This window comes from Pseudoduganella chitinolytica (genome assembly GCF_029028125.1).
In the GTDB taxonomy this organism is placed as follows: domain Bacteria; phylum Pseudomonadota; class Gammaproteobacteria; order Burkholderiales; family Burkholderiaceae_D; genus Rugamonas; species Rugamonas chitinolytica.
Genome location: NZ_CP119083.1, coordinates 3506008 through 3528449 on the forward strand (window position 1 = coordinate 3506008; position 22442 = coordinate 3528449).

The 22442-nt window shown below is 65.2% G+C and carries 18 protein-coding genes; 8 read left to right on the forward strand and 10 right to left on the reverse strand.

Features of this window, described 5'->3' with window-relative positions; all coding sequences use genetic code 11:
• Positions 1-9 precede the first annotated feature (9 nt).
• The 5 genes from deoA to xapA form a co-directional block, all read right to left on the reverse strand.
• Entirely contained in the window at positions 10-1314 is a 1305-nt protein-coding gene (gene deoA, locus PX653_RS15440) for a thymidine phosphorylase (RefSeq protein WP_277418580.1), read from the reverse strand.
• Between the two features lie 223 nt (positions 1315-1537).
• Positions 1538-3922 carry an aldehyde dehydrogenase family protein gene (locus tag PX653_RS15445; RefSeq protein ID WP_371876338.1) on the reverse strand — a complete coding sequence of 795 codons (2385 nt, stop codon included), beginning with the start codon at positions 3920-3922 and terminating at the stop codon, positions 1538-1540.
• Positions 3923-3932: 10 nt separating this feature from the next.
• Complete coding sequence (gene deoC, locus PX653_RS15450; RefSeq protein ID WP_277413659.1) at positions 3933-4895, reverse strand: deoxyribose-phosphate aldolase; 963 nt, start codon at positions 4893-4895, stop codon at positions 3933-3935.
• Positions 4892-6085: a phosphopentomutase gene (locus PX653_RS15455; RefSeq protein ID WP_277413660.1), complete on the reverse strand. Its 1194-nt coding sequence runs from the start codon at positions 6083-6085 to the stop codon at positions 4892-4894. The genes deoC and PX653_RS15455 overlap by 4 nt, the downstream gene beginning before the upstream one ends.
• 54 nt (positions 6086-6139) lie before the next feature.
• A complete protein-coding gene (gene xapA / locus PX653_RS15460; protein ID WP_277413661.1) occupies positions 6140-6985 on the reverse strand; it encodes a xanthosine phosphorylase in 846 nt (281 codons plus the stop codon).
• A gap of 365 nt (positions 6986-7350) precedes the next feature.
• Here xapA and PX653_RS15465 point away from each other — a divergent pair, with 365 nt between their 5' ends.
• The 3 genes from PX653_RS15465 to PX653_RS15475 are packed head-to-tail and all read left to right on the forward strand — an operon-like array spanning position 7351 to position 10362.
• On the forward strand, positions 7351-8475 hold the full coding sequence (locus PX653_RS15465; RefSeq protein ID WP_277413662.1) for a carbohydrate kinase: 1125 nt from the start codon (positions 7351-7353) through the stop codon (positions 8473-8475).
• 6 nt (positions 8476-8481) lie between these two features.
• Positions 8482-9402, forward strand: a complete 921-nt coding sequence (locus tag PX653_RS15470) for a pseudouridine-5'-phosphate glycosidase (RefSeq protein WP_277413663.1) — start codon at positions 8482-8484, stop codon at positions 9400-9402.
• A gap of 54 nt (positions 9403-9456) precedes the next feature.
• A complete protein-coding gene (locus tag PX653_RS15475) occupies positions 9457-10362 on the forward strand; it encodes a LysR family transcriptional regulator (protein ID WP_277413664.1) in 906 nt (301 codons plus the stop codon).
• A gap of 185 nt (positions 10363-10547) precedes the next feature.
• Here PX653_RS15475 and pcp read toward each other — a convergent pair whose 3' ends face one another.
• The 4 genes from pcp to PX653_RS15495 form a co-directional block, all read right to left on the reverse strand.
• Entirely contained in the window at positions 10548-11198 is a 651-nt protein-coding gene (gene pcp / locus PX653_RS15480; protein WP_277413665.1) for a pyroglutamyl-peptidase I, read from the reverse strand.
• Positions 11195-12151 carry a DUF979 domain-containing protein gene (locus tag PX653_RS15485; RefSeq protein ID WP_277413666.1) on the reverse strand — a complete coding sequence of 319 codons (957 nt, stop codon included), beginning with the start codon at positions 12149-12151 and terminating at the stop codon, positions 11195-11197. Before PX653_RS15485 ends, pcp begins: the two co-directional genes overlap by 4 nt.
• Positions 12148-12849: a DUF969 domain-containing protein gene (locus PX653_RS15490; protein WP_277413667.1), complete on the reverse strand. Its 702-nt coding sequence runs from the start codon at positions 12847-12849 to the stop codon at positions 12148-12150. Before PX653_RS15490 ends, PX653_RS15485 begins: the two co-directional genes overlap by 4 nt.
• Before the next feature lie 145 nt (positions 12850-12994).
• Positions 12995-15280 (reverse strand): TonB-dependent receptor, encoded by a 2286-nt coding sequence (locus PX653_RS15495; protein ID WP_277413668.1) that lies wholly within the window; start codon positions 15278-15280, stop codon positions 12995-12997.
• A gap of 572 nt (positions 15281-15852) precedes the next feature.
• On the opposite strand from PX653_RS15495, the gene PX653_RS15500 reads away from it, so the two are divergent.
• From PX653_RS15500 to PX653_RS15520, 5 genes are all read left to right on the forward strand, one after another.
• The gene (locus PX653_RS15500) at positions 15853-16848 is read left to right on the forward strand and encodes a BMP family lipoprotein (RefSeq protein WP_277413669.1); all 996 of its coding nucleotides are present in this window, start codon (positions 15853-15855) and stop codon (positions 16846-16848) included.
• 92 nt (positions 16849-16940) lie between these two features.
• Complete coding sequence (locus PX653_RS15505; RefSeq protein ID WP_277413670.1) at positions 16941-18467, forward strand: ABC transporter ATP-binding protein; 1527 nt, start codon at positions 16941-16943, stop codon at positions 18465-18467.
• Positions 18464-19546 carry an ABC transporter permease gene (locus PX653_RS15510; protein WP_277413671.1) on the forward strand — a complete coding sequence of 361 codons (1083 nt, stop codon included), beginning with the start codon at positions 18464-18466 and terminating at the stop codon, positions 19544-19546. Before PX653_RS15505 ends, PX653_RS15510 begins: the two co-directional genes overlap by 4 nt.
• Positions 19547-19550: 4 nt before the next feature.
• The gene (locus PX653_RS15515; RefSeq protein WP_277413672.1) at positions 19551-20522 is read left to right on the forward strand and encodes an ABC transporter permease; all 972 of its coding nucleotides are present in this window, start codon (positions 19551-19553) and stop codon (positions 20520-20522) included.
• Between the two features lie 358 nt (positions 20523-20880).
• Positions 20881-22065: an IS4 family transposase gene (locus PX653_RS15520; RefSeq protein ID WP_277413673.1), complete on the forward strand. Its 1185-nt coding sequence runs from the start codon at positions 20881-20883 to the stop codon at positions 22063-22065.
• Positions 22066-22100: 35 nt separating this feature from the next.
• On the opposite strand, the gene PX653_RS15525 is transcribed toward PX653_RS15520, so the two are convergent.
• Positions 22101-22418, reverse strand: coding sequence for a c-type cytochrome (locus PX653_RS15525; RefSeq protein ID WP_277413674.1), 318 nt, complete (start codon positions 22416-22418; stop codon positions 22101-22103).
• Between the last annotated feature and the right edge of the window lie 24 nt (positions 22419-22442).

Consider the following 22442-nt stretch of genomic DNA (forward strand, 5'->3'; position numbering starts at 1 on the left):
CCGTTTTTCTCATGGACGGATCGTGCGGTAGACGATCGGATTCGCGGCAGGCGCCGCGTCGGCGATCGTGTACGCCGCCTGCACCTCGGCCACGGCCTGCTTGGCCGCTTCCTCGCTACGCGCGTGCACGATGGCCAGCGGCTGGCCCGCATCGACCTTCTGGCCCAGCTCCGCCAGGTTGGTCAGGCCGACGGCGAAGTCGATCGCATCCTGCGGGCGACGGCGACCGCCGCCCAGGCTGACCACGGCCAGGCCCAGGCCGCGGCAGTTCGTTGCCGTGGCATAGCCCGAGTGGAGTGCCGGCACTTCGACGATGACCGGCGCCTGCTCCAGGTGCTGGTCCATGTTTTCCAGCAGGTCAGCCGGGCCGCCCAGCGCCGTCACCATCTTCGCAAAGCGTTCCGCCGCGGCGCCCGAGTCCAGCGATGCCTGCAGCTTGGCGCGCGCTTCGGTTTCGTTGGCGGCCAGCTTGCCCAGCACGAGCATCTCGGCGCACAGCGCCATCGTCACTTCGTGCAGGCGGGCCGGACGCGACTTGCCCGTCAGGTAGTCGATCGCGCAGCGCACTTCGACGGCGTTGCCGGCGGCCGGGGCCAGCGATTCGTTCATGTCCGTCAGCAGCGCGGACGTCATCATGCCGGCGCCATTGCCCACCTTGACGATGGACTCGGCCAGTTCGACGGACTTGTCGTAGGTCGGCATGAACGCGCCGCTGCCCACCTTGACGTCCATCGCCAGCACGTCCAGGCCTGCCGACAGCTTCTTCGACAGGATGGAGCCGGTGATCATCGCCACCGATTCCACGGTCGCGGTGACGTCGCGGATGCTGTAGAACTTCTTGTCGGAAGGCGCCAGCGATGCGGTCTGGCCGATGATGGCGACGCCGACATCCTTGACGACCTTGCGGAACAGTTCATTGTCCGGCACCGTGCAGTAGCCCGGGATCGAGTCGAACTTGTCCAGCGTGCCGCCGGTGTGGCCCAGGCCACGGCCGGAGATCATCGGCACGAAGCCGCCGCAGGCGGCGATCATGGGGCCCAACAGCAGCGAGACGACGTCGCCGACGCCGCCGGTGGAGTGCTTGTCCATGACGGGACCGGGCAGGTTCAGCGATTTCCATTCCAGCACGTCGCCGGAGTCGCGCATGGCGAGGGTGAACGCAACGCGCTCGTCCATCGTCATGTCGTTGAAGAAGACGGCCATCGCCAGCGCGGCGATCTGGCCTTCGGTGGTGTCGCCGCTCGTGATGCCGCGCACGAAGAAGCGGATTTCCTCGGCGGAGAGGACGCCGCCGTCACGCTTCTTGCGGATGATTTCTTGGGGAGGTACATGATATTTTCTTTCTTAAAACCTGGTCAGGGGTCTGTCCCCGGTAAGTGTCGGCTCCAGCGCTTGCCAGCGGCTTCGTCAGGGGACTGACCCCGGTTTTGATCGCGGGACGCCGAGCAAACACCGGGGTCAGTCCCCTCGATAAGCTAACGATAGTCTCTACAGCTACCACCTACCGGGGACAGACCCCAGCGGATCAACCGCCAACTCAAACGCCGTAAGGAATCCAGATGTTCTTCACCTGCGTCGCATGCGCCAGCACCGTCCGGCCTGCGGCCTGCTGCGTGCTGAACCAGTCGCGGCCCTTGGCGCCGCCCGTCCAGGTACGCTTGAGCGAACCGGCCGACAGCTTCTCCACTTCGGCGCAGCCGGCGGCCGAGCCGTCGTGGCGCCAGAGCGCGTCGATGTCGCTGTGCGACGCCAGCGTGCGCGCCAGCTCGTCGGCACTGCCCGTGACGATGTTGACGACGCCGCCCGGCAGGTCCGACGTGTCGAACACCTGGTACAGGTCGGTGGCCGTCAGCGGATGCGCTTCCGACGGCACGACGACGACGCGGTTGCCCACGGCGATCGCCGGTGCCACCAGCGAGATAAAGCCCAGCAGCGGATTCTCGTTCGGGCAGACGATGCCGATCACGCCGATCGCCTCGTTCAGCGCCACCGTGATGCCGTGCATCGGCGGCTGGTGCGCGGCGCCGTCGTACTTGTCGGCCCACGCGGCCCAGTAGAACAGGCGCTCGATCGATGCCTGCACTTCTTTTTCGGCCGTCTTGCTGCCGGTCTGCGCGGCGATGCGGTCGGCGAATTCCTGGCCGCGCGCGGCCAGGTTCTCGGCGATGTAGTACAGCACTTGCGCGCGGTTGTGCGCCGTGGCTTTCGTCCAGCCGGTGGCCTTGTGCGCCGCTTCGACGGCGTTGCGGATGTCCTTGCGGTTGCCTTCGCCGATCTCGCCGAGGAACGTGCCGTCCGCGCCATGGATCGCGCGGCTGTAGGCGCCGTCCGGGCGGGCCTGCTTGCCGCCGATGTACAGCTTGGCGGTACGGTCGATGGCGAACGGGTCGCTCGACGCGGCGGCCGGCTTCGCGGCAGCGGACTTCGCCACCGCCGGCAGGGCCGGACGCGCGTCTTCGCTGACCGGTACCAGATACTCGAACATGCCTTCGCGGCCGCCTTCACGGCCGTAGCCCGATTCCTTGTAGCCGCCGAAGCCGCACGCGGCGTCGAACTGGTTCGCGGTGTTGATCCACACGACGCCGGCCTTGATCTGCGGCGCCACGTCCAGCGCCAGGCTGATGTTCTCGCTCCACACGCACGCGGCCAGGCCGTACACCGTGTTGTTGGCCAGTTGTACCGCTTCGGCCGGGGTGCGGAAGCTCATCGCCACCAGCACGGGGCCGAAGATCTCGGCCTGCGCCACGGCGGCCGACGTCGACGCGCCCGTGATCAGGGTCGGCGGGAACCACGAGCCTTCGGCCGGGATCTCGCAGGCGGACGGCTGGTAGATCTCGCAGCCTTCCGCGCGTGCCGCTTCCACCAGGCCGTGGATGCGCTGGCGCTGGATCGGATCGACCAGTGCGCCGATGTCCATCGATTTGTCGAGCGGCGAACCGAGGCGCAGGTTGTCCATGCGCGCCTTCAGCTTTTTCAGGAAGCGCTCCTCGACGGATTCCTGCACCAGGAGGCGCGAGCCGGCGCAGCAGACCTGCCCCTGGTTGAACCAGATCGAATCGACCAGGCCTTCGACGGCCGCATCGATGTCCGCGTCCTCGAACACGATGTACGGCGACTTGCCGCCCAGTTCCAGCGACAGCTTCTTGCCGCTGCCGGCGGTGGCTTCGCGGATCAGGCGGCCCACTTCGGTGGAGCCTGTGAACGCCAGCTTGTCGATCCCTTCGTGCTTGACGATGGCTTCGCCCGTGCGGCCGTCGCCCGTGACGATGTTGACGACACCGGCCGGCACGCCGGCCTGCACGCAGATCTCGGCGAACAGCAGCGCGGTCAGCGGCGTGAACTCGGCCGGCTTGAACACGATCGTGTTACCGGCGGCCAGCGCCGGCGCGATCTTCCACGCCAGCATCAGAAGAGGAAAATTCCATGGGACGATCTGGCCGACGACGCCCACGGCGCGGTGGCCCGGGAACTCTTCGTCCAGCAGTTGCGCCCAGCCGGCGTGGTGGTAGAAGTGACGGGCCACCAGCGGCAGGTCGGCGTCGCGCGTTTCGCGGATCGTCTTGCCGTTGTCCAGCGTCTCCAGCACGGCGAACAGGCGCGCATGCTTCTGCATCAGGCGCGCGATCGCGTACATGATGCGGGCGCGAGCGGGACCGCCCAGCGCGGCCCAAGCCGGCTGCGCGCGGCGCGCGGCCTGCACGGCGCGATCCACGTCTTCAGCAGTGGCTTGCGTCAGCTGCGCCAGTTCCTTGCCGTCGGCCGGGTTGGTCGAGGCGAACGTCTCGCCCGCTTCCGTCCATGCATTGTCGATGAACAGGCCGAACTTGCGGCCGCGCTGGTCCAGCCACGCTTGCGCTTCTTTCTGGCTCTCGGGAGCGGGGCCGTATTCCATGGTATTCAAGATTTCAGTGATAGTTGGCATGGCGTGATCTTTAAGGTTGCGCGTGGCGGTGGGCGGCGGAGTAGTTGCCGGTCACGTAGTGCTCCAGCTGGCGCTCGATGTCGGTCAGCAGGCTGGAAGCGCCGATGCGGAACAGGTGCGGTTCCAGCCATTCGTTGCCCAGCTCTTCCTTCATGACGGTCATGTACTGCAGCGCGGCCTTGGCGGTGGAGACCCCGCCGGCCGGCTTGTAGCCGACCTGGAAGCCGGTGCGCTCGTGGTATTCGCGGATCGCCCGCACCATCGTCAGCGACACGGGAATCGTCGCGTTGACGCCTTCCTTGCCGGTGGAGGTCTTGATGAAGTCCGCGCCGGCCATCATGCAGACCCACGACGCCTTGGCCACGTTTTCCAGGGTGACCAGGTCGCCCGTCGCCAGGATCGCCTTGACGTGCGCTTCACCGCACGCCTGGCGGTAAGCCACCATCTCGTCGTACAGCGCCTGCCAGTTGCCCGTCAGGACGTGCTGGCGCGTGATGACGATGTCGATCTCCTGCGCCCCGTCGGCCACCGACAGTTCGATCTCGCGCACCTTCGTCTCCATGCTCGTCAGGCCGGCCGGGAAGCCGGTCGACACGGCGGCGATGGGCAGGCGGCCCTTCAGCACCTTGTCCGCGTGGCGGATCATCTCATGGTAGACGCACACGGCGCCCGTCATCAGGTTACGGTCCTGCAGGCCCAAGGCTTCCACCAGGTCCGTGCGCAGCGGGCGCATGGCCTTCATGCACAGGCGCTCCACGCGGCCCGGAGTATCGTCGCCCGACAGCGTCGTCAGGTCGATCAGCTCGATGGCCTTCACCAGCCAGGCGGCCTGGTATTCCTTCTTGACCGTGCGGCGGTTCGCCAGCGACGCGGCGCGGCGGTCGGCCGCTGCCTTGTTGACGTGGATGTGGTTCAGCCAGCCCAGGTCGAGGCCAGTGGCCTCGTTGCGCTTGAAGTTCGCGGGGATGCTCATAACAGGTTGGTTCCGTTGGAAAGAGGTTTCACGCCCAGGTGATGGGCCAGCGTCTGGCCGATGTCGGAGAACGTCTCCGAGATGCCCAGCTGGCGCGGCGCGACGGCCGGGCCGAAGAAGATCATCGGAATGTGCTCGCGGGTGTGGTCCGAGCCGGGCGACGTGGGGTCGCAGCCATGGTCGGCCGTGATGACGACCATGTCGCCGTCCTTCAGCTTGGCGATGAATTCCGGCAGGCGCGCATCCAGCTCGTGCAGCGCCTGGGAGTAACCCTGCACGTCGCGGCGGTGGCCGAACAGCATGTCGAAGTCGACGAAGTTCACGAACGTCAGCGACTTGTCGCCCGCCTCGTCCTGCACCTTCAGCAACGCGTCGAACAGCGCCATGTTGTCCGGGCCTTTCACCACGCGCGAGACGCCCTTGGCGGCGTAGATGTCGCTGATCTTGCCCAGCGCGATGACTTCGCCGCCCGCGTCCTTGACGTGGTCCAGCAAGGTCGGTGCCGGCGGCGGCACCGCGTAGTCGTGACGGTTTGCCGTGCGCTTGTAGTTGCCGTTGGCGCCCGTGAACGGGCGGGCGATGACGCGGCCGATGTTGTACGGCTTGACCAGCTCGTAGGCGATCTCGCAGATCTCGTACAGGCGCTCCAGGCCGAAGTGTTCTTCGTGCGCGGCGATCTGCAGCACGGAGTCGGCCGACGTGTACAGGATCGGCTTGCCGGTGGCGACGTGCTGGTCGCCCAGCTCGTTGATGATCGTCGTGCCGGAAGCGTGGCAGTTGCCCAGGAAACCGGGCAGCTTGCCCAGTTCCTGCAACTGGTCCGTCAGCTCCTGCGGGAACGACGGTACCGTCTTCGGGAAGTAGCCCCAGTCGAACAGCACGGGCACGCCGGCGATTTCCCAGTGGCCGCTCTGCGTGTCCTTGCCGGTCGACTGCTCGCGTGCGACACCGTAGGCGCCAGTAAAACCGTCGCGGACGTCGAAGCCTGCGGCCCACTGGCCGGTCGCGGTATGCGCGGCGGCGGCGAGGCCCAGCTTTTCCAGGTTCGGCAGCTGCATCGGCTTGCCCTCGCGGGCGGCCCAGGCGGCAATGCTGCCGAAGGTGTTGGCGGCGGCATCGCCGTATTTGTCGGCATCCGGCGTGGCGCCGAGGCCGAAGGAATCGAGCAGGAGGATGAATGCGCGTGACATGATGTGTCCCGTATAAAAATGAAGGGCGGCCGCAGCCGCCCGTTGAACCCTTGCTTAAGCCTGTGCTGCAGGCGTCTTGGCGATGTTCGCCATGAACGCCTGGATCAGCTTCACCAGGCTCTCCGCGCCGATGGCGGCGTACTTCAAGGTCTGCTCGTGCGACAGCGGGAACGGCGACAGGCCCTCGGCCAGGTTGGTGATGACGGACACGCCCACGACCTTCAGGCCGCAGTGGCGCGCCGGCACGACTTCCGGCACGACGGACATGCCGACGACGTCGGCGCCCAGGCGGCCGAACGCACGGATCTCGGCCGGCGTTTCGAAGTTCGGGCCGGCGTAGGCGATGTAGACGCCTTCGTGCAGCGTGATGTCCTGGGCGGCGGCGGTGTCCTGCAGCAGCTTGCGCAGGTCGGCGTCATACGCGTTGGCCATGCTGAAGAAACGCGGGCCGAAGCGTTCGTCGTTCGGGCCGATCATCGGCGTGCCGGGCAGGAAGTTGATATGGTCGTTCAGTGCCACCAGCGAGCCGGCGTCCACTTCCGGACGCAGCGAGCCGGCGGCATTGGTGACGAAGACGAATTCGCAGCCGAGCAGCTTGAGGGTGCGCACGGCGCTCGTCATCACGCCCAGGCCGTAGCCCTCGTAGAAGTGACCGCGCCCCTTCAGGCACACGACCTGCACACCGGACAGCGTGCCCAGGACCATCTGGCCCGCGTGGCCGTGCACGGTGCTGATCGGGAAGCCGGGCAGCTCGTCGAAGCCGATGGACACCGCGTCCGTCATTTGCTCGGCCAGCACGCCGAGGCCGGAGCCCAGGATCAGTGCGCAGCGCGGCTGGAAGTTCGCCGGCATGCGCGAGCGGACGATGGCGGCTGCCTGGAAGGGGGAATTGTTCAACATGGGGTCCTCGAAATGTCGGAATCTGGTCGGTGACGATGCAGTGGCGCCATTCGAACTGAGCGATCCTTGTACTGAGCGATCCTTGTACTGAGCGATCCTTGTACTGAGCGATCCTTGTACTGAGCGATCTTTGTTCGGTGGCACCCGTGACAAGGCGACACTATGCATCATCCCTGATATGTATGGCAAATACCATTTTTCTTTGCCATTTATATGCAGGATATATAAATAGTCGACTATTATAACGGAGCGCGGCCGTTTGACACGAGGTCAACAGTTGTTTACGATGACGGACAGTTGTTGGAACCGTTGCTTGTACTGTAGTTCGACCTGTAGTCTGACCCGTAGTTTGCCAGAAGGCCCCCGTGAGCGACCTCCCCAAGAAAGAACAGCTGTTCCAGCTGATCCGGTCCAACCCGTTCATCTCCCAGCAGCAGATGGCGGACCAGCTCGGCCTGTCGCGCTCGGCCGTGGCCGGCCACGTCGCCAGCCTGATCCGCGAGCGCCGCCTGCTGGGCCGCGCCTACGTGCTGCCGGCCGCCCGCGCCGTGCTGTGCATCGGTGCCGCCAACCTGGACCGCAAGCTGCGCACCCTGGGCGCGCTGCGGATGGGCACGTCGAACCCCGCCAGCGCCGAGGAAGCCTATGGCGGCGTGGCCCGCAACATCGCCGAAAACCTGGCCCGGCTGGGCAGCTCGTGCGCGCTGCTGACGGCGCTGGGCGACGATGCCGCCGGCCAGGCGCTGCGCGCCCATGCGGAAGGTGCGGGCATCGACATGACGGGTTCCCTGAAACTGCCCGGCTGCGCCACGGGCACGTACACGGCCGTGCTGGACGGCGCCGGCGAAATGGTCGTCGCGCTGGCCGACATGGCATTGTACGACTATCTGACGCCCGCCTTCCTGGCCGGCCGCCAGCCGCAGCGCAGCGCCGCGTCGCTGGTCGTGGCGGACCTGAACCTGCCTGAAGCCAGCGTCGCGCTGCTGCTTGGCGATGCCCAACGGGGTGGCATGCAGCGCGACGCCGCCCGGCTCGTCATCGTCGCCGTCTCGCAGCCGAAGATGGCGCGGCTGCCGCGCGACCTGCGCGGCCTGCGTCTCCTGATCCTCAACCGCGGCGAACTGGAAGCACGCGCCGGCCGGCCGCTGCCGACCGAGGCGCATGTGCGCGAGGCCTGCCGCACTTTGCAGGCCGAAGGCGCGCAGGACATCGTCGTCACGTGCGGCGCCGCCGGCGTGTACCACACCGTACCGGGCGACCTGCGCTGGCTGCCAGCGCAGGAAGTCCCCAACGTCGTCGACGTCACGGGCGCGGGTGACGCCTTTGCGGCCGCCGTCTGCTGGTCGCTGGCCGAAGGCGACGGCGACCTGACCGCGGCCTGCACGCGCGGCCTGCATGCCGCCGCCCTCACCGTGCAAAGCCCGCACACCGTTTCGCCCGCGCTGACTCCGGACCTGTTCAGCGCGGCCCTCTCCCCAGTACAGGATTGACAGACCATGCAACCGTTCCTCTCCTTTTCGCCCGAAGTGGCCGCGGCGCGCGCTGCCGGCAAACCCGTCGTCGCCCTCGAATCGACGATCATCTCGCACGGCATGCCCTACCCGCAGAACGTGCAGACCGCACGCGAAGTCGAGCAGATCATCCGTGACGGCGGCGCCGTCCCCGCGACCATCGCCGTCATCGGCGGCAAGATCTGCGTGGGCCTGACGGACGAGCAGCTGGAGCTCCTCGGCCAGTCGCCCGAAGCAATGAAGGTCAGCCGGCGCGACCTGGCCTACGTGCTGTCGCAGAACAAGCTGGGCGCCACCACGGTTGCCGCGACGATGATCTGCGCCCAGCTGGCCGGCATCCCCGTGTTCGTCACCGGCGGCATCGGCGGCGTACACCGCGGCGCCGAGACGAGCTTCGACATCTCGGCCGACCTGCAGGAGCTGGCGCAGACCAATGTCGCCGTCGTCTGCGCGGGCGTCAAGTCGATCCTCGACATCGGCCTGACGCTGGAATACCTCGAGACGAAAGGCGTGCCGGTCGTCAGCGTGGGCCAGCCCGGCTTCCCCGCCTTCTTCACGCGCGAAAGCGGCTTCAATGCCGACTTCCAGCTCGACACGCCGGCCGAGCAGGCCGCGTTCATCCAGACCAAGTGGCGCCTGGGCCTGCAGGGCGGCGTCGTGGTCAGCAATCCGGTGCCGGCAGCGGATGCCATGCCGAAGGAGGAGATCGACGCAATCACCGTGCAGGCCTTGCAGGAAGCGGCGCAGAACGGCGTGACGGGCAAGAAGGTCACGCCGTTCCTGCTGGCGCGCATCAAGACGCTGACGCAGGGCCGCAGCCTGGCCACCAATATCGCGCTGGTGAAGAACAATGCCCGCGTGGGCGCCGCGCTGGCACGCGCGATGGTGGAGTATCCGACCGCGTAATTCGAGCAGATAAGCCGAGCAGATAAGCCGAGCACATAAGCTGGCAGGGGCCCCATGTCGATCGACCTGAAACAACTGAAGTACTTCCTCGCCGTCGCCGAAGAGAAAAGCTTCAGCCGCGCCGCCGAACGGCTGCACATCTCGCAGCCGCCACTGTCGCAGCAGATCATGAAGCTGGAGGCGGAACTGGGCGTCAAGCTGTTTGCCCGCACCACCCGCAGCTTCGAGCTGACGGTGGCGGGCCGCGCGCTGATGAACGAGGCGGCCGACCTCTTGGCCAAGATGCGCATGACGATCGATACGGTGCGCCAGATCGACCGCGGCGAAGTGGGCCGGCTGCGCGTGGGCATCGTCGGCTCGGCAATGTGGGGCCCGATCCCCAGCCTGCTGGAGCAGTTCCAGAGCCAGTTCCCGCGCGTGACGTGGACCATTCACGAGTTCGGCCCCACGGTGCAGTACGACGCTCTGCGCGCCAAGCAGATCGACGTGGGCTTCTGGCGCGAGCCGAAGCTGGACGAGAACGACCTGAAAAACGACAACCTGCGCCAGGAGCTGTGCTTCCGCGAGAACGTCTGCGTGGCCGTCAACGAGCACCACCCGCTGGCCAAGCGCGACGCCATCGAGCTGACCGACATCGCGCAGGAGCCGATGCTGACGCTGGCGCTCGACAAGTCGGCGTTCCCGCGCTACCTGATCCAGTGCTGCGTCAACGCCGGCTTCCAGCCGACGATCTTCCAGGAAGCCTCCGAGCCGCAGACGCTGCTGGCGATGGTGGGCGCGGGCCTGGGCGTGACCTTGATGCCGGAAACGACCAGCCGCATCGGCTGGCCGGGCGTGGTGTTCCTGCCGATCCGCACCAACGCGCCGTCGGCCAACCTGTACATCACTTATACGACGCTGGACGATGCGCCGGTGGTGCGGGCGTTTTTGAATATCCTGCGGCCGCCGGGGCGGGAGTAGTCCCGACGGCTCGGGCTTAGGGTCTGTCCCTGCGGGACTGACCCTGGTTTTCATCGCGGCTAATACCGGAATCGGTCCTGCGGAACATGGCACCAACCCCGAAGAGCCGGGGTCGGACCCGGCGGGTCCGACCCCAGTTTCCGGCTCCCGGTCCAGCGTGCCGATGCGGCGCGCTGACTACCGTATCAATGCGTTCCGCCACCGGCCTCGCGCAAATCGCCTTGCACCGCGCAAGCCGTCCGCACCGCGATCCTCAATCCTTCCACCATATCGGCCAGCGCCATGCTGGCCGTGGGCATGGGCTGCCGCGCGGCCTGCTGCGGCAGGAAAGGGATATGGATGAAGCCAGCGCGCGTGCGCGGCTGTGCGCGCAGCGTGTGCATCAACTGATAGAACACGTGGTTGCAGACGAACGTGCCAGCCGTCTGCGACACGGAAGCCGGCAGGCCGGCGGCACGCAGCGCATGCACAATGGCCTTGATCGGCAAGGTGGCGAAGTAGGCGGCCGGGCCGTCCGGCACGATCGGCTCGTCCACCAGCTGGACGGCGCGGTTGTCGGCAATCGGTGCGTCGTCGATATTGATCGCCACGCGCTCGACGGTGATGTCGGCGCGGCCGCCAGCCTGTCCCACCGCGATGACGACGTCGGGCCGCGTCGCGTCGATGGCTTCGCGCAGCACGTCGGCGGCGTCGCCAAATACGCAGGGCAGCTGGCGCACATGGACGGCGATGCCCTCCTCGCGCCAGCCTTCCAGCGCGCGCACCGCCTCCCACGCCGGATTGATCGGTTGTTGGTTGAACGGCTCGAAGCCCGTCAGCAGCACAGTGGTCGTCATCGGTTCATCAGGAAGTACAGCAATAGGATATTCACGCCCAGCAGCGGTAACGCCGTGGGCACTTGCGCCTTGATGACGGCGTGCTTGTCGGGCAGCTCCAGCAGCGCTGCCGGCACGATGTTGAAGTTGGCCGCCATCGGCGTCATCAGGGTGCCGCAGTAGGCGCTGAACATGCCGATCGCCGCCATCACCGCCGGGTTGGCGTGGAACACGCCGACCAGCACGGGGATGCCGACGCCACCCGTCATCACGGGGAACGCGGCAAAGCCGTTGCCCATCACGATGGTGAACAGCGCCATGCCGACACAATACACCGTCACGGCCACCAGCCGCGAATCCATCGGAATATAGGACGTAGCGACGTATGCGACCGCCTTGCCGACGCCCACCTGGGTGAACAGCAGGCCCAGGATCGCCAGCAGGTGCGGCAGGAAGAACGCCCAGCCCAATGCGTCCACCAGGCGGCGGTGCTCGCGCATCGCGCGCAGCGGCGTCGAATGCGTCAGCCGGCACGCCAGCGCGGCCGCGATGATCGAGGCGCAGCCCAGGCCGACGAGCGTCGCCTGCGCCGGATCGATCAGGAACAGCTCTCCCACCTTGACGTCCTTCAGCAGCGTCGACGCCACCACCGTCACCAGCGGGATCGCCAGCGCCGGCAGGAACAGCTTGTGGCCCAGCCGGTGCGCGCTGGCGCGGCGTGCGTCGTCGGGCAGTACGTCGGGCGTGCCGCTGCGCACGCCCCCGCAGCCCGCCAGCAACGCCATCGCGACGACGATGGCGCCCGCCAGCGCGGCCGGCATTGCATCCCCTAGCAGGTACACGGCGGCGTACAGGCCCCAGAACAGCGCTGTCGTGTAGCGGCGTGGGTTGCTGCGGTCGGTAAGCGACATCCATGCGACGATCGCCAGGATCGCTCCCACCACATAATAGAAATGCTCGAGCCGCAGCATCATCGGCGGGCCTCGCGCGTCAGGTAGATGTCGAGCCGGCGCAGGCGCCACGCATGGATGACGAAGGCGGAGATCGCGGTCGGGATGCCCCATAACGCCATGTGCAGCGGATCGACCTCGATGCCCTCGCCGCGCAGGATTGTCTGCATCAGCACGATGGCACCGAAGGCGACGAAGATGTCCTCGCCGAAGAACAGGCCGACATTGTCGGTGGCGGCCGTCATCGCGCGCACCCGCTGGCGCGCCGCATCGGACAGCGTCGCGCCTTGCGCCGCGGCCTGCCGCTCGGCCGCGCCTTCCGCCATCGGCGCCATCAGGGGCCGCACCATGGTCGGGTGGCCGCCGATGGACGTCAGCCCGACGGCGGCGGCGCCCTCGCGGATGGCCAGGTAGACGATCAGCAGCCGGCCCGCCGTGGCCGAGCGCACCCGGCCGATCGCGGCCTGCGCATGCTCGCGCAAGCCGAAGCGCTCGAGCAGCCCGATGGCCGCCAGCGGCAGCAGCAGGATGAGCGGCAGGTTGCGCGTCTTGACAAACGCGCTGCCGAGCGCCGCCAGCAGGTCCAGCGGGGGCATCCACACGGCGACGCCAGTGGCCAGGCAAGCGGCCAGCACGACCAGCACGGGATGAAGCCGCAACAGGAAGCCGGCGACGATGACGGCCACGCCCAGCAGTGGCCACAAATTGACTGCAGACTGCATTCACTCTCCAGAAAAAAACGGTGACAGTCACCCTTTTCCGGGAAAACAGTGACTGTCACCGTTTTCCTGGACATATTGCGAGTTGGTAGCGCAAAAAAAGCCCCGCACTAGGCGGGGCAGGCTTCAAGCTACGTAACCAACAGTATCAGAAATTCATTTTGAACTGCACACCGTACGTGCGCGGCTCGTTCAGGATGCCCGTCATGTTGTTGAAGTCGATCGCGCCCACGGATTGCACCTCGTCCGTGATGTTGCGGCCGTAGAGCGCCAGGTCGTACTTGCCGTCGCCCCACTTGTAGCCCAGGCGCAGGCCGCCTTCCAGCAGGTCCTTGGCCTTGTACTCGACCGCTTCATACAGGAAGAAGTTGTACGACGAACGGTACGACCAGTCGGTGAACGCGTAGAACTCGCCGTTCGCGACCGGGGTGCTGTACTTCAGCGTGAAGTTGTGCTGCCACTTCGGTGCGCGCGGCAGCGGGTTGCCGTTGATGAGGGCGACGCGGGTGCCGTTGACGAACGAGACCGGGTTGGTGACCGTGCAGCCGCCGCCGCATGGCAGCACGTACAGGCTCGCGTCCTTGATCTCGGTGTCGTTGTAGCTGCTGCCGAACGTGGCCGACAGCGAGTCGGACAGGTTGGCCTGGATGTCCAGTTCCACGCCCTGGCCGGTGGCCTTCTCCGCATTGAGCAGCTGGTTCATGTTGACGGTGCCGCTGCCGGCCGTCAGCTGCTTGTCCTTGACGCGGTAGTGGAACGCCGTGGCCGACAGGCGTGCGCGGCGGTCGAACAGGTCCTGCTTGATCCCCGCTTCATACGACAGCACCTTCTCGGCGCCGGCCATCGAAGGACGGCTCGTCAGGTCGTTCAGGCGGCCCTGCATCGACGGTGCGCGGTAGCCGGTGGCGATGCGCGCGAACAGGTTGGTGTCCTTCGTCAGCACGTAGGTGCCGCTGGCATCCCAGCTGATGTTGGTCGAATCGTCCGACAGCTGGTGGTTGGTGCGGCCCGTCGTCTCGATGCGCTGGGCGACGAAGTCCTTCTTGTCGCTGGTGTAGCGCAGGCCGCCGCGTACCTTCAGGCGGTCGTTGATGGCGTAGTTCAGCGAACCGAAGGCCGCCCACGATTTCGCGTTCTGCTCCTGCGTCGCGTAGTTGGCGTTTTGCGGATTGCCCGGTGCCAGCGAATTGAAGGAGATGCTGTCGATCTGGATGTCTTCCTTGAAGTAGAACACGCCGGCGATCCACTGCAGCGGGCCCTTGGTGCTGGACTCGGCGCGCAGCTCCTGCGAGATCTGCTTGTGGTTCGGGATCAGGTCGGCCGTCTCGACGAGGAACGGGATGAAGCCCGGGCCCATCGGCGGCGCGTACGAGGCGCCGTAGCCGCCGTCGACGTCGGCGCGGCTGAAGAAGTCCAGCTTCTCGTAGCCCGTGATCGAGTGCAGCGTGATGCCCGGCAGGTCCCAGCGCAGGCGCAGGCTGCCGCCCTTGTTCTTCAGGTGCTGTTCGTTGATGCCGTCGGTCGGGTAGCTGCCGTAGTCGAAGTTGTCGACCAGGTCGTTGGTGCCCGTTTTCAGGATATTGGCGCGGAACAGCGTCGCGGTGCCGTCCATGTCGCGGCCGTGCACGTTGAACAGCGCGCTGAAGTTGGCCGTCGGCTTGACCAGCACCTGCAGGCGCGCGGCGTTGTCCTTGTAGCCTTCGAAGTCGCGCGTGCCGGTCGGACGGTCGTTGTGCACGCGGTCGCCCCGGTGCTGCGACTGGCCGGAGAAGCGGATCGCCACGGTATCGCTGACGGGGATGTTGTAGGCGCCGTCGATATTGCGGATGCGGTCCTTGCCGAAGCCGACGGACAGGTAGCCCTCCGTCTTGAAGACCGGCTTGGCCGAGTCGAACTTGATGACGCCGGCCGGCGAGTTGCGGCCGAACAGCGTGCCCTGCGGGCCGCGCAGCACCTCGACCTGGTCCACGTCGAAGACGGGGAAGCCCTTCAGCATCGGGTTTTCCTGCACGATGTCGTCCATCACCAGGCCGACCGGCTGCGACGCGTTCAGGTCGAAGTCGGTATTGCCCAGGCCACGGATATAGAAGCGCGGGAAGGTGCGGCCGTAGTCCGATTCGATCGCGACGGACGGCGAGCGTCCGGACAGGAAGCGGATGTCCTGGCCACCGGACGTCAGCACGTCCAGCTTTTCGCCCTTGACGGTGGCGATCGACATCGGCACGTCCTTGATGTTCTCGGCGCGGCGCTGGGCCGTCACGATGACCTGTTCGAGCTGGCCGGGCTGGCGCTTCTCGACGACGACGTCGCTGGCGGTCTCGCTGCCGGTGGCCGGCTGCTGCGCCTCCTGCGCGATGGCCCCGTGCAGGGGAAATGCGGCGGCGATCGCCAGCGCGATCAGCTTACGGGCAGCGTACCGGGTGGGTTCAGACATGGACCAGCTCCTTGTTATTCATTGAATGCGGGGATATAGAGACTGCAAGTGTGCGCAATTTGCATACGAAAACTGCAAGCAAGACGCGATGCTAGCACCAAACACCATGGCCGAAAATCGCAGAAAGCCAAAAGCGATTGATATCAAATTAATATAAATCGGCAAGCAAAAACGTATTTGTCATACATATCACGGGTGTTGCATAGTTGTGAGCTGCCCCGGCGGGCCACTGTGGAGACGGTGGCACCCGGCAACGGCGCGCCGCGCAGAGGGAAACGGGGCAGAATCGCCGGGACGCTGAGCGCACGCGGTTGCGGCCCCGTTCAATACCGAAGACGGAAAAACAACGCTGGAGGGCGGTCTCGGTCGTGTCGGCGGATGTTGCGTCAACGCTACAATGCGACACCGGGTGGGTAGCAATTTGCTAATTAGTGAAAAACTGGCAACGATAGTTTGCAGCAATGCATCGAGCGCCACCTCTAAATCCGGGGCGATTTCAGGCTTCGGCCAATAGTGGCCTACATGTTTTGCTCGCAAAAACTATACAATAACGAACTTCCAGGAGCCTATTCATGCAAATCAAACAACTTACGATGATGATCGCAGCCGTTGCGGTGTCGGCCGGCGCTGCCGCCGCCACGCCGAAACTGGCCATCGTCTACGATGCGGGCGGCAAGTTCGACAAATCGTTCAACCAGTCCGCTTTCGAAGGCGCCTCGCGCTTCAAGAAGGACACGAACATCAACTTCATCGAAGTGCAGGCGTCGTCCGACACGCAGGCCGAGCAGGTGCTGCGCGGCCTGGCCCGCAAGAAGCTGGACATGATCGCGTCGATCGGCTTCGCCCAGACGCAGGCCGTGCAGAAGGTCGCCAAGGAATTCCCGAACGTGCGCTTCGTGCTGATCGACGGCGTGGCACAAGGTGCCAACGTCAACTCGATCACGTTCAAGGAAGAGGAAGGCTCGTACCTGGTCGGCGTGGCCGCCGCCGCGGCCTCGAAGTCGAAGAAGCTGGGCTTCATCGGCGGTATCGACATCCCCCTGATCCGTACCTTCGCCTGCGGCTATGCGCAGGGCGCCAAGGCGACCGACAAGAAAGCGGAAGTCGTGCAGAACATGGTCGGCACCACCGCCGCGGCCTGGAACGATCCGGCCAAGGGCGGCGAACTGGCCCGCTCGCAGTTCGAGCGCGGCGTGGACGTCGTGTTCGCGGTGGCCGGCGGTTCGGGCCTGGGCACGCTGCAGATGGCCAAGGAAAAAGGCAAGCTGGCGATCGGCGTGGACTCCAACCAGAACCACCTGTATCCGGGCACCGTGCTGACCTCGATGGTCAAGCGCGTCGACAACGCCGTCTACGACAGCTTCATGCAGATGAAGAACGGTACCTGGAAAGGCGGCGTCACCGCCAAGGGCCTGAAGGAAAACGGCGTGGACTGGGCACTGGACCAGAGCAACCGCAAGCTGATCACGCCGGAGATCGAAAAGAAGGTGCTGGGTGCCCGCAAGGACATCATCGACGGCAAGATCAAGGTCATCGACATCCGTTCGGGCGCTGCCTGCCCGGCCTGATCCTCCTTTAACGTTCGGGGCTTCCCGTAGAAAACGCGCCGCAGGGGCATTCCCTTGCGGCGCGTTTTTCAGTAAAACCATCCAAAAATCCTATGCAGCCAGCAGTTGAATTTCGCGGCATCTCCAAGCACTTCGGAGCGGTCAAGGCGAATACGGACGTCAGCTTCACGATCGCCAAGGGCGCCATCCATGGCCTCGTGGGCGAGAACGGCGCCGGCAAGTCGACCCTGATGAGCATCCTGTACGGCTACTACCATGCCGACGGCGGCGAGATCCTGCTCGACGGCCGCGCGCAGCAGATCCGTACCAGCCAGGAAGCAATCCGCCTCGGCATCGGCATGGTGCACCAGCACTTCATGCTGGTCGATAACATGACCGTGCTCGATAACGTCATGCTGGGAACCGAGGGCGGCTTCCGCCTGGCGTCCCACCGCGCCGCGACCGAGAAGAAGCTGCGCGAGATCTGCGCGACCTACCGGCTCGACGTGGATCCGCTGGCGACGATCCACGACCTGTCGGTGGGCGCGCAGCAGCGCGTCGAGATCCTCAAGCAGATCTACCGCAGCGCCAACATCCTGATCCTGGACGAGCCGACGGCCGTGCTGACCGCGCAGGAGACGGAGTCGCTGTTCCAGATCCTGCGGCTGTTCAAGGAACAGGGCAAGACCATCATCCTGATCACCCACAAGCTGCAGGAGATCATGGACGTCACCGACAGCGTGACGGTGATGCGCGCCGGCCGCGTGGTCGGCGCGGTGCAGACAGCCCAGACCTCGAAGGAGGAGCTGGCCAACATGATGGTGGGCCGCCCCATCGAGAACAACCTGCCGCGCGCGCCCTACAATCCGGGCAAGCCGGTGCTGGAAGTGCGCGACCTGCAGCTCAAGGACAGTACCGGCGTGGCGCTGCTGGAGGACATCGGCTTCACGCTGCGCGCCGGCGAGATCGTCGCCATCGCCGGGGTTTCCGGCAACGGCCAGAGCGAGCTGATGGAAATCCTGTCGGGCATGCGCCTGCCCACGGCCGGCGGCGCCGACTTCGATGGCAAGCCCCTGCCCTACGACCGCCACGATGCCGACGGCCTGCCGCTGGTGTTCCGCGACCTGGGCATCGCCCACGTGCCGGAAGACCGCCTGCGCGACGGCGTCGTCAAGAGCTTCTCCGTCATGCACAATACGGTGCTGGGCTACCAGGACCACCTGAAGGGCAAGTTCGGCCTGTTCGACTTCAAGCACATCGCCGCGCGCTGCCAGGAACTGCTGAAGGAATTCGACGTGCGCCCGCCCAATCCGGACCTGCGTATCGGCCTGCTCTCGGGTGGTAACCAGCAGAAGGTCGTCATCGCCCGCGAGGTGCTGGCGCAGCCCAAGCTGATGCTGGTGGGCCAGCCCACGCGCGGCGTGGACATCGGCACCATCGAGGCGATCCACCGCCAGCTGCTCGCCCTGCGCGACGCCGGCGTGGCGATCCTGCTCGTCTCGGTCGAACTGGAAGAAGTGCGCGCGCTGGCCGACCGCATCCTCGTGATGTGCGGCGGCCGCATCACCGGCGAACTGCCGATCAATGAATTCGACACCACCCGCATCGGTCTCCTGATGGGCGGGATGCACAAATCATGACTACCAACGATATGCCACGCTGGGCAACCGGCATTGTCCTTCCACTCCTGAACCTGCTCTCGGCGCTGCTGGTCGCCGCGCTGGCGATCCACCTGCTGGGCGAAGACCCCGTCGATGCGATGCGCATCCTTGTCAACAGCGCCATCGTCAATCCGGAAGGCCTGTCGTATACGCTGTTCTATGCGTCCACGTTCATCTTCACCGGGCTGGCCGTGTCGCTGGCGATGCAGGCGGGCCTGTTCAACATCGGCGCGGAAGGCCAGATGTACTTCGGTGGCCTGGGCCTGACCCTGGCGATGCTGGCGTTCGACGCTGCGCTGCCGTGGTACCTCCTGATCCCGGTCGGCATGATCGGTGCCGCCCTGTTCGGCGCGCTGTGGGCCTTCATTCCCGGCTACCTGCAGGCGAAGCGGGGCAGCCACATCGTCGTGACGACGATCATGTTCAACTTCATCGCCGCGTCGCTGATGAACTTCGTCATCGTCAAGTACCTGATCCCGCCGGGCGAGCAGAATACCGCCAGCCGCGTGTTCTCCGATGCGGCCACGCTGCCGCCGCTGAACGCCTGGTTCCCCGCGCTGGGCGATACGCCGCTGAACATCAGCTTCTTCGTTTCGATCCTGGCGCTGGTGATCTACGGCGTAGCCGTGTCGCGTTCGGCCTGGGGCTACAAGCTGCGCGCCACGGGTCTGAACAAGCACGCCGCGCACTACGCCGGCGTGAAGATCAGCGCGATGATCATCGTCACGATGCTGATCTCGGGCGCGCTGGCGGGCCTGGGCGCCGTCAACTCGATCATGGGTTCGACGCACTACCTGTCGCTCAACTTCGTCGGCGGCGCCGGTTTCGTCGGCATCGCGATTGCGCTGATGGGCCGCCAGCATCCGGTCGGCATCTTCCTGTCGTCCGTGCTGTTCGGCGCGCTGATCCAGGGCGGCTTCGACCTGTCGCTGGAAAAGCCGAACATCCCGACCGAGACGTTCATCTTCATCCAGGGCCTGATCATCCTGTTCTGCGGCGCGATGGAGAACCTGTACGCGCCCGTGCTCATCAAACTGATCAAAGGTAAAAAGGGCTGAGATCATGACCTTCGAAGATCTTCATCTGGGCAGTATCGTCGTCTCGACCGTGCGCAACGCGCCGGTCCTGATTTTCGCCGCCATGGCCGGCCTGTTCGCGGAACGCTCCGGTGTCATCGACATCGGCCTGGAAGGCAAGATCCTGGCATCGGCCTTCGTCTCCGCCGCCGTGGCCTTCGCCACGCAGAACCCGTGGTACGGCATCCTGGCCGGCATGGCCGTGTCGATTGCGCTGGCGACCCTGCAGGGCTACGTGGCCGTCACGCAGAAGGGCAACCAGCTGGTGGCCGGCATCGCCATCAACATCGCCATGAGCGGCCTGACGTTCGTCGTGGCGCAGTACTTCTTCCAGCAGGGCGGCCGCACGCCGGACCTGGGCGCCGCGCGCCTGCCGTACGTGACCTTGCCGGGCAGCGATGCCGTGGCGGAGGTGCCGGTGCTGGGCTGGATCTGGACGCAGCTGCTGGGCGGCCATTCGATCCTCGTCTACGCCGCGTTCCTGCTGGTGCCGCTGGTGCACTGGCTGCTGTACCACACCCGCTTCGGCCTGCGCCTGCGTGCCTGCGGCGAGAACCCGCACGCGGCCGACGCCGCCGGCGTCTCGGTCGAACGCACGCGCTACACGTCGATGCTGATCGCCGGCACGCTGTGCTCCTTCTCGGGCGCCTACCTGGCCATCGTGCAGAGCGGCTTCTTCCTGCGCGACATGTCGGCCGGCATGGGCTACCTGGCCCTGACAGCGATGGTGTTCGGCAACTGGCGCCCGTTCTACACGTTCCTGGGCTGCCTGATGTTCGGCTTCTTCACCGCCGTGCAGATCCAGCTCGAAGGCGTCGACCTGCCGGTCGTGGGCCGCATCCCGGGCGCGCTGATCCAGATGGTGCCGTACGTGGTGACGGTGATCGCGCTGGCGGGCCTGATGGCCAAGTCGGTGGCGCCGAAGGCGATCGGGGTGCCGTTCGTGAAGTCGCGCTAAGCGGCGCGACCTTCGCAAGAACGCCCGCAATCGCGGGCGTTTTTTTTGGGGGGCTGCTGCTGGGGTCTGTCCCCGGTAAGTGGTGGCAATAAGCCATGTCGCCGGCACGCTTAGGGGACTGACCCCGGTTTTTGATCTTGCCAGTACCTCGGGCAAGAAACCGGGGTCAGTCCCCTGATGGCGATACGGACATGGTCGCAGCTATCGCTTACCGGGGACAGACCCTGAGCCTTCCCCACAAATTTCTGTTGTAAACGGAAGCGGAAGCTGTTAACTTTCAATCCCAAAAACGGCGCATGCATGGCTGTGTTAGCCCTTTTATTCGTAGCGACTAAACTGCGAATGAAAGGCACAGACCATGCATGCACAGCAAATCATACAGAAGTTTTTGGCCGATCAGTGCTCCGCGATGCACGCCAAACGGCGGAGATGCTTGGCCGATGCTGTCGAAGCGGCCCGCAGCGGCGGGCTGGCAATGATGGGAATGAGCAAGGCGCTAGAAAGTGAAGTAAGCCTACGCTATCGGATCAAGCGCATCGACCGCCTTCTAAGTAACGCTCACTTGGCCAAGGAGCGGGTAAGCATCTTCAAGGCCTTGGCGCACCACCTCCTGCCGCATCAGGAGCGCATTGCAGTGATCGTCGATTGGTCTGATTTGCTGCCGGATGTAAGTCAGCATTTGCTGCGCGCCGCCGTGGTAGTGGAGGGGCGTGCGATCACGATTTATGAGGAGCTGCATCCGACCAAGTCGTATGGCAGCAGACAAGTCCATCATCGTTTCCTGGAGACTCTACGGACGGTACTGCCTCCACAAAGCAGTCCAGTGATCATCACCGACGCGGGCTTTCGGGGGACTTGGTTCCAGATGCTCGGCGAGCTCGGCTACGATTGGATCGGTAGAATTCGTAATCTCGACACCGTTCGCGTAGAAGGCACCACGAAGTGGCAGCCTTGCAAAGAGCTTTACCCTCACGCCACTAAGGTCCCACGCGATTTGGGACGGTTCGAACATACCCAATCGCGCTTGGTGAAATGCCGTCTGACTTTGGTGAAGAAGTCGCCCCAAGGGCGAAAGAAATTGACCGTCTTCGGCAATGACGCCGGCAGCCATCACAGCAACAAACAGCGTAAGGGACAATCCGAACCCTGGCTGTTGTCCGTCTCACCAGGGCTATCGAAGCTGCGTGCAAAACAGATCGTCGCCTTATACAGCTGTCGCATGCAAATCGAACAGACTTTCCGCGACCTCAAAAACCCGCGGTGGGGGATGGGGATTCGCCACAGTCAAACACGCCAACCCAAGCGTCTCGCCGCACTACTTCTTATCGGCACCTTGCTCAGCTTCGCCCTATGGATCATCGGCATCGTTGCGCAAAGTCGGGGCTATCGTATGCGCTACGGCAGCAAACCCAAATCCGCGAAAACTGTGTCTATCGTTTCCTTAGCTCGCCAATGGCTCGCCGACGTCAGGTATCGAAGGCTGACGCACAGCCAGCTCCGCGAAGCTATGCAGGAGCTGGCTAATCTAGTACTCATCTATTAAAAATGAGGGGAAGGCTCAGGGACAGACCCCAACCTTCATTTCTGTGCCAGCACCCATTTGACCAGCGTATGCGCCTCGGCATCCGACACGGCATTCGGCGGCATCGGCACCGGGCCCCAGACGCCCGCGCCGCCCTTCATCACCTTCTGTACCAGCTTGCCTTCGGCATCCTTCTGGCCCTTGTACTTCGCGGCCACGTCCTTGTAGGACGGTCCCACCAGCTTGGTGGCGACAGCGTGGCACGCCATGCAGTTCTTCGATTTCGCCAGTTCTTCCGGCGTGGCCGCGTGCGCCGCGGTGGCGGCAATGGCGGCGGACAGCGACAACAGGCCTGCGGCAACGACTTGTTTCATTGGTTCTCTCCTGTGGTGGTATGG

What these genes read in the sequence shown, in the direction of transcription:
- deoC (WP_277413659.1), bottom strand. Translation starts at nt 4,895, where the DNA reads ATGAGCATCCCCGCGAACTTCAAGCGCAACGAGGCCACTGGCCTCGAC.
- PX653_RS15490 (WP_277413667.1), bottom strand. Translation starts at nt 12,849, where the DNA reads ATGCAGTCTGCAGTCAATTTGTGGCCACTGCTGGGCGTGGCCGTCATC.
- PX653_RS15475 (WP_277413664.1), top strand. Translation starts at nt 9,457, where the DNA reads ATGTCGATCGACCTGAAACAACTGAAGTACTTCCTCGCCGTCGCCGAA.
- xapA (WP_277413661.1), bottom strand. Translation starts at nt 6,985, where the DNA reads ATGTTGAACAATTCCCCCTTCCAGGCAGCCGCCATCGTCCGCTCGCGC.
- PX653_RS15500 (WP_277413669.1), top strand. Translation starts at nt 15,853, where the DNA reads ATGCAAATCAAACAACTTACGATGATGATCGCAGCCGTTGCGGTGTCG.
- PX653_RS15515 (WP_277413672.1), top strand. Translation starts at nt 19,551, where the DNA reads ATGACCTTCGAAGATCTTCATCTGGGCAGTATCGTCGTCTCGACCGTG.
- PX653_RS15445 (WP_371876338.1), bottom strand. Translation starts at nt 3,922, where the DNA reads ATGCCAACTATCACTGAAATCTTGAATACCATGGAATACGGCCCCGCT.
- PX653_RS15520 (WP_277413673.1), top strand. Translation starts at nt 20,881, where the DNA reads ATGCATGCACAGCAAATCATACAGAAGTTTTTGGCCGATCAGTGCTCC.
- PX653_RS15470 (WP_277413663.1), top strand. Translation starts at nt 8,482, where the DNA reads ATGCAACCGTTCCTCTCCTTTTCGCCCGAAGTGGCCGCGGCGCGCGCT.
- PX653_RS15525 (WP_277413674.1), bottom strand. Translation starts at nt 22,418, where the DNA reads ATGAAACAAGTCGTTGCCGCAGGCCTGTTGTCGCTGTCCGCCGCCATT.
- PX653_RS15505 (WP_277413670.1), top strand. Translation starts at nt 16,941, where the DNA reads ATGCAGCCAGCAGTTGAATTTCGCGGCATCTCCAAGCACTTCGGAGCG.
- PX653_RS15510 (WP_277413671.1), top strand. Translation starts at nt 18,464, where the DNA reads ATGACTACCAACGATATGCCACGCTGGGCAACCGGCATTGTCCTTCCA.
- PX653_RS15495 (WP_277413668.1), bottom strand. Translation starts at nt 15,280, where the DNA reads ATGTCTGAACCCACCCGGTACGCTGCCCGTAAGCTGATCGCGCTGGCG.
- PX653_RS15455 (WP_277413660.1), bottom strand. Translation starts at nt 6,085, where the DNA reads ATGTCACGCGCATTCATCCTCCTGCTCGATTCCTTCGGCCTCGGCGCC.
- pcp (WP_277413665.1), bottom strand. Translation starts at nt 11,198, where the DNA reads ATGACGACCACTGTGCTGCTGACGGGCTTCGAGCCGTTCAACCAACAA.
- PX653_RS15485 (WP_277413666.1), bottom strand. Translation starts at nt 12,151, where the DNA reads ATGATGCTGCGGCTCGAGCATTTCTATTATGTGGTGGGAGCGATCCTG.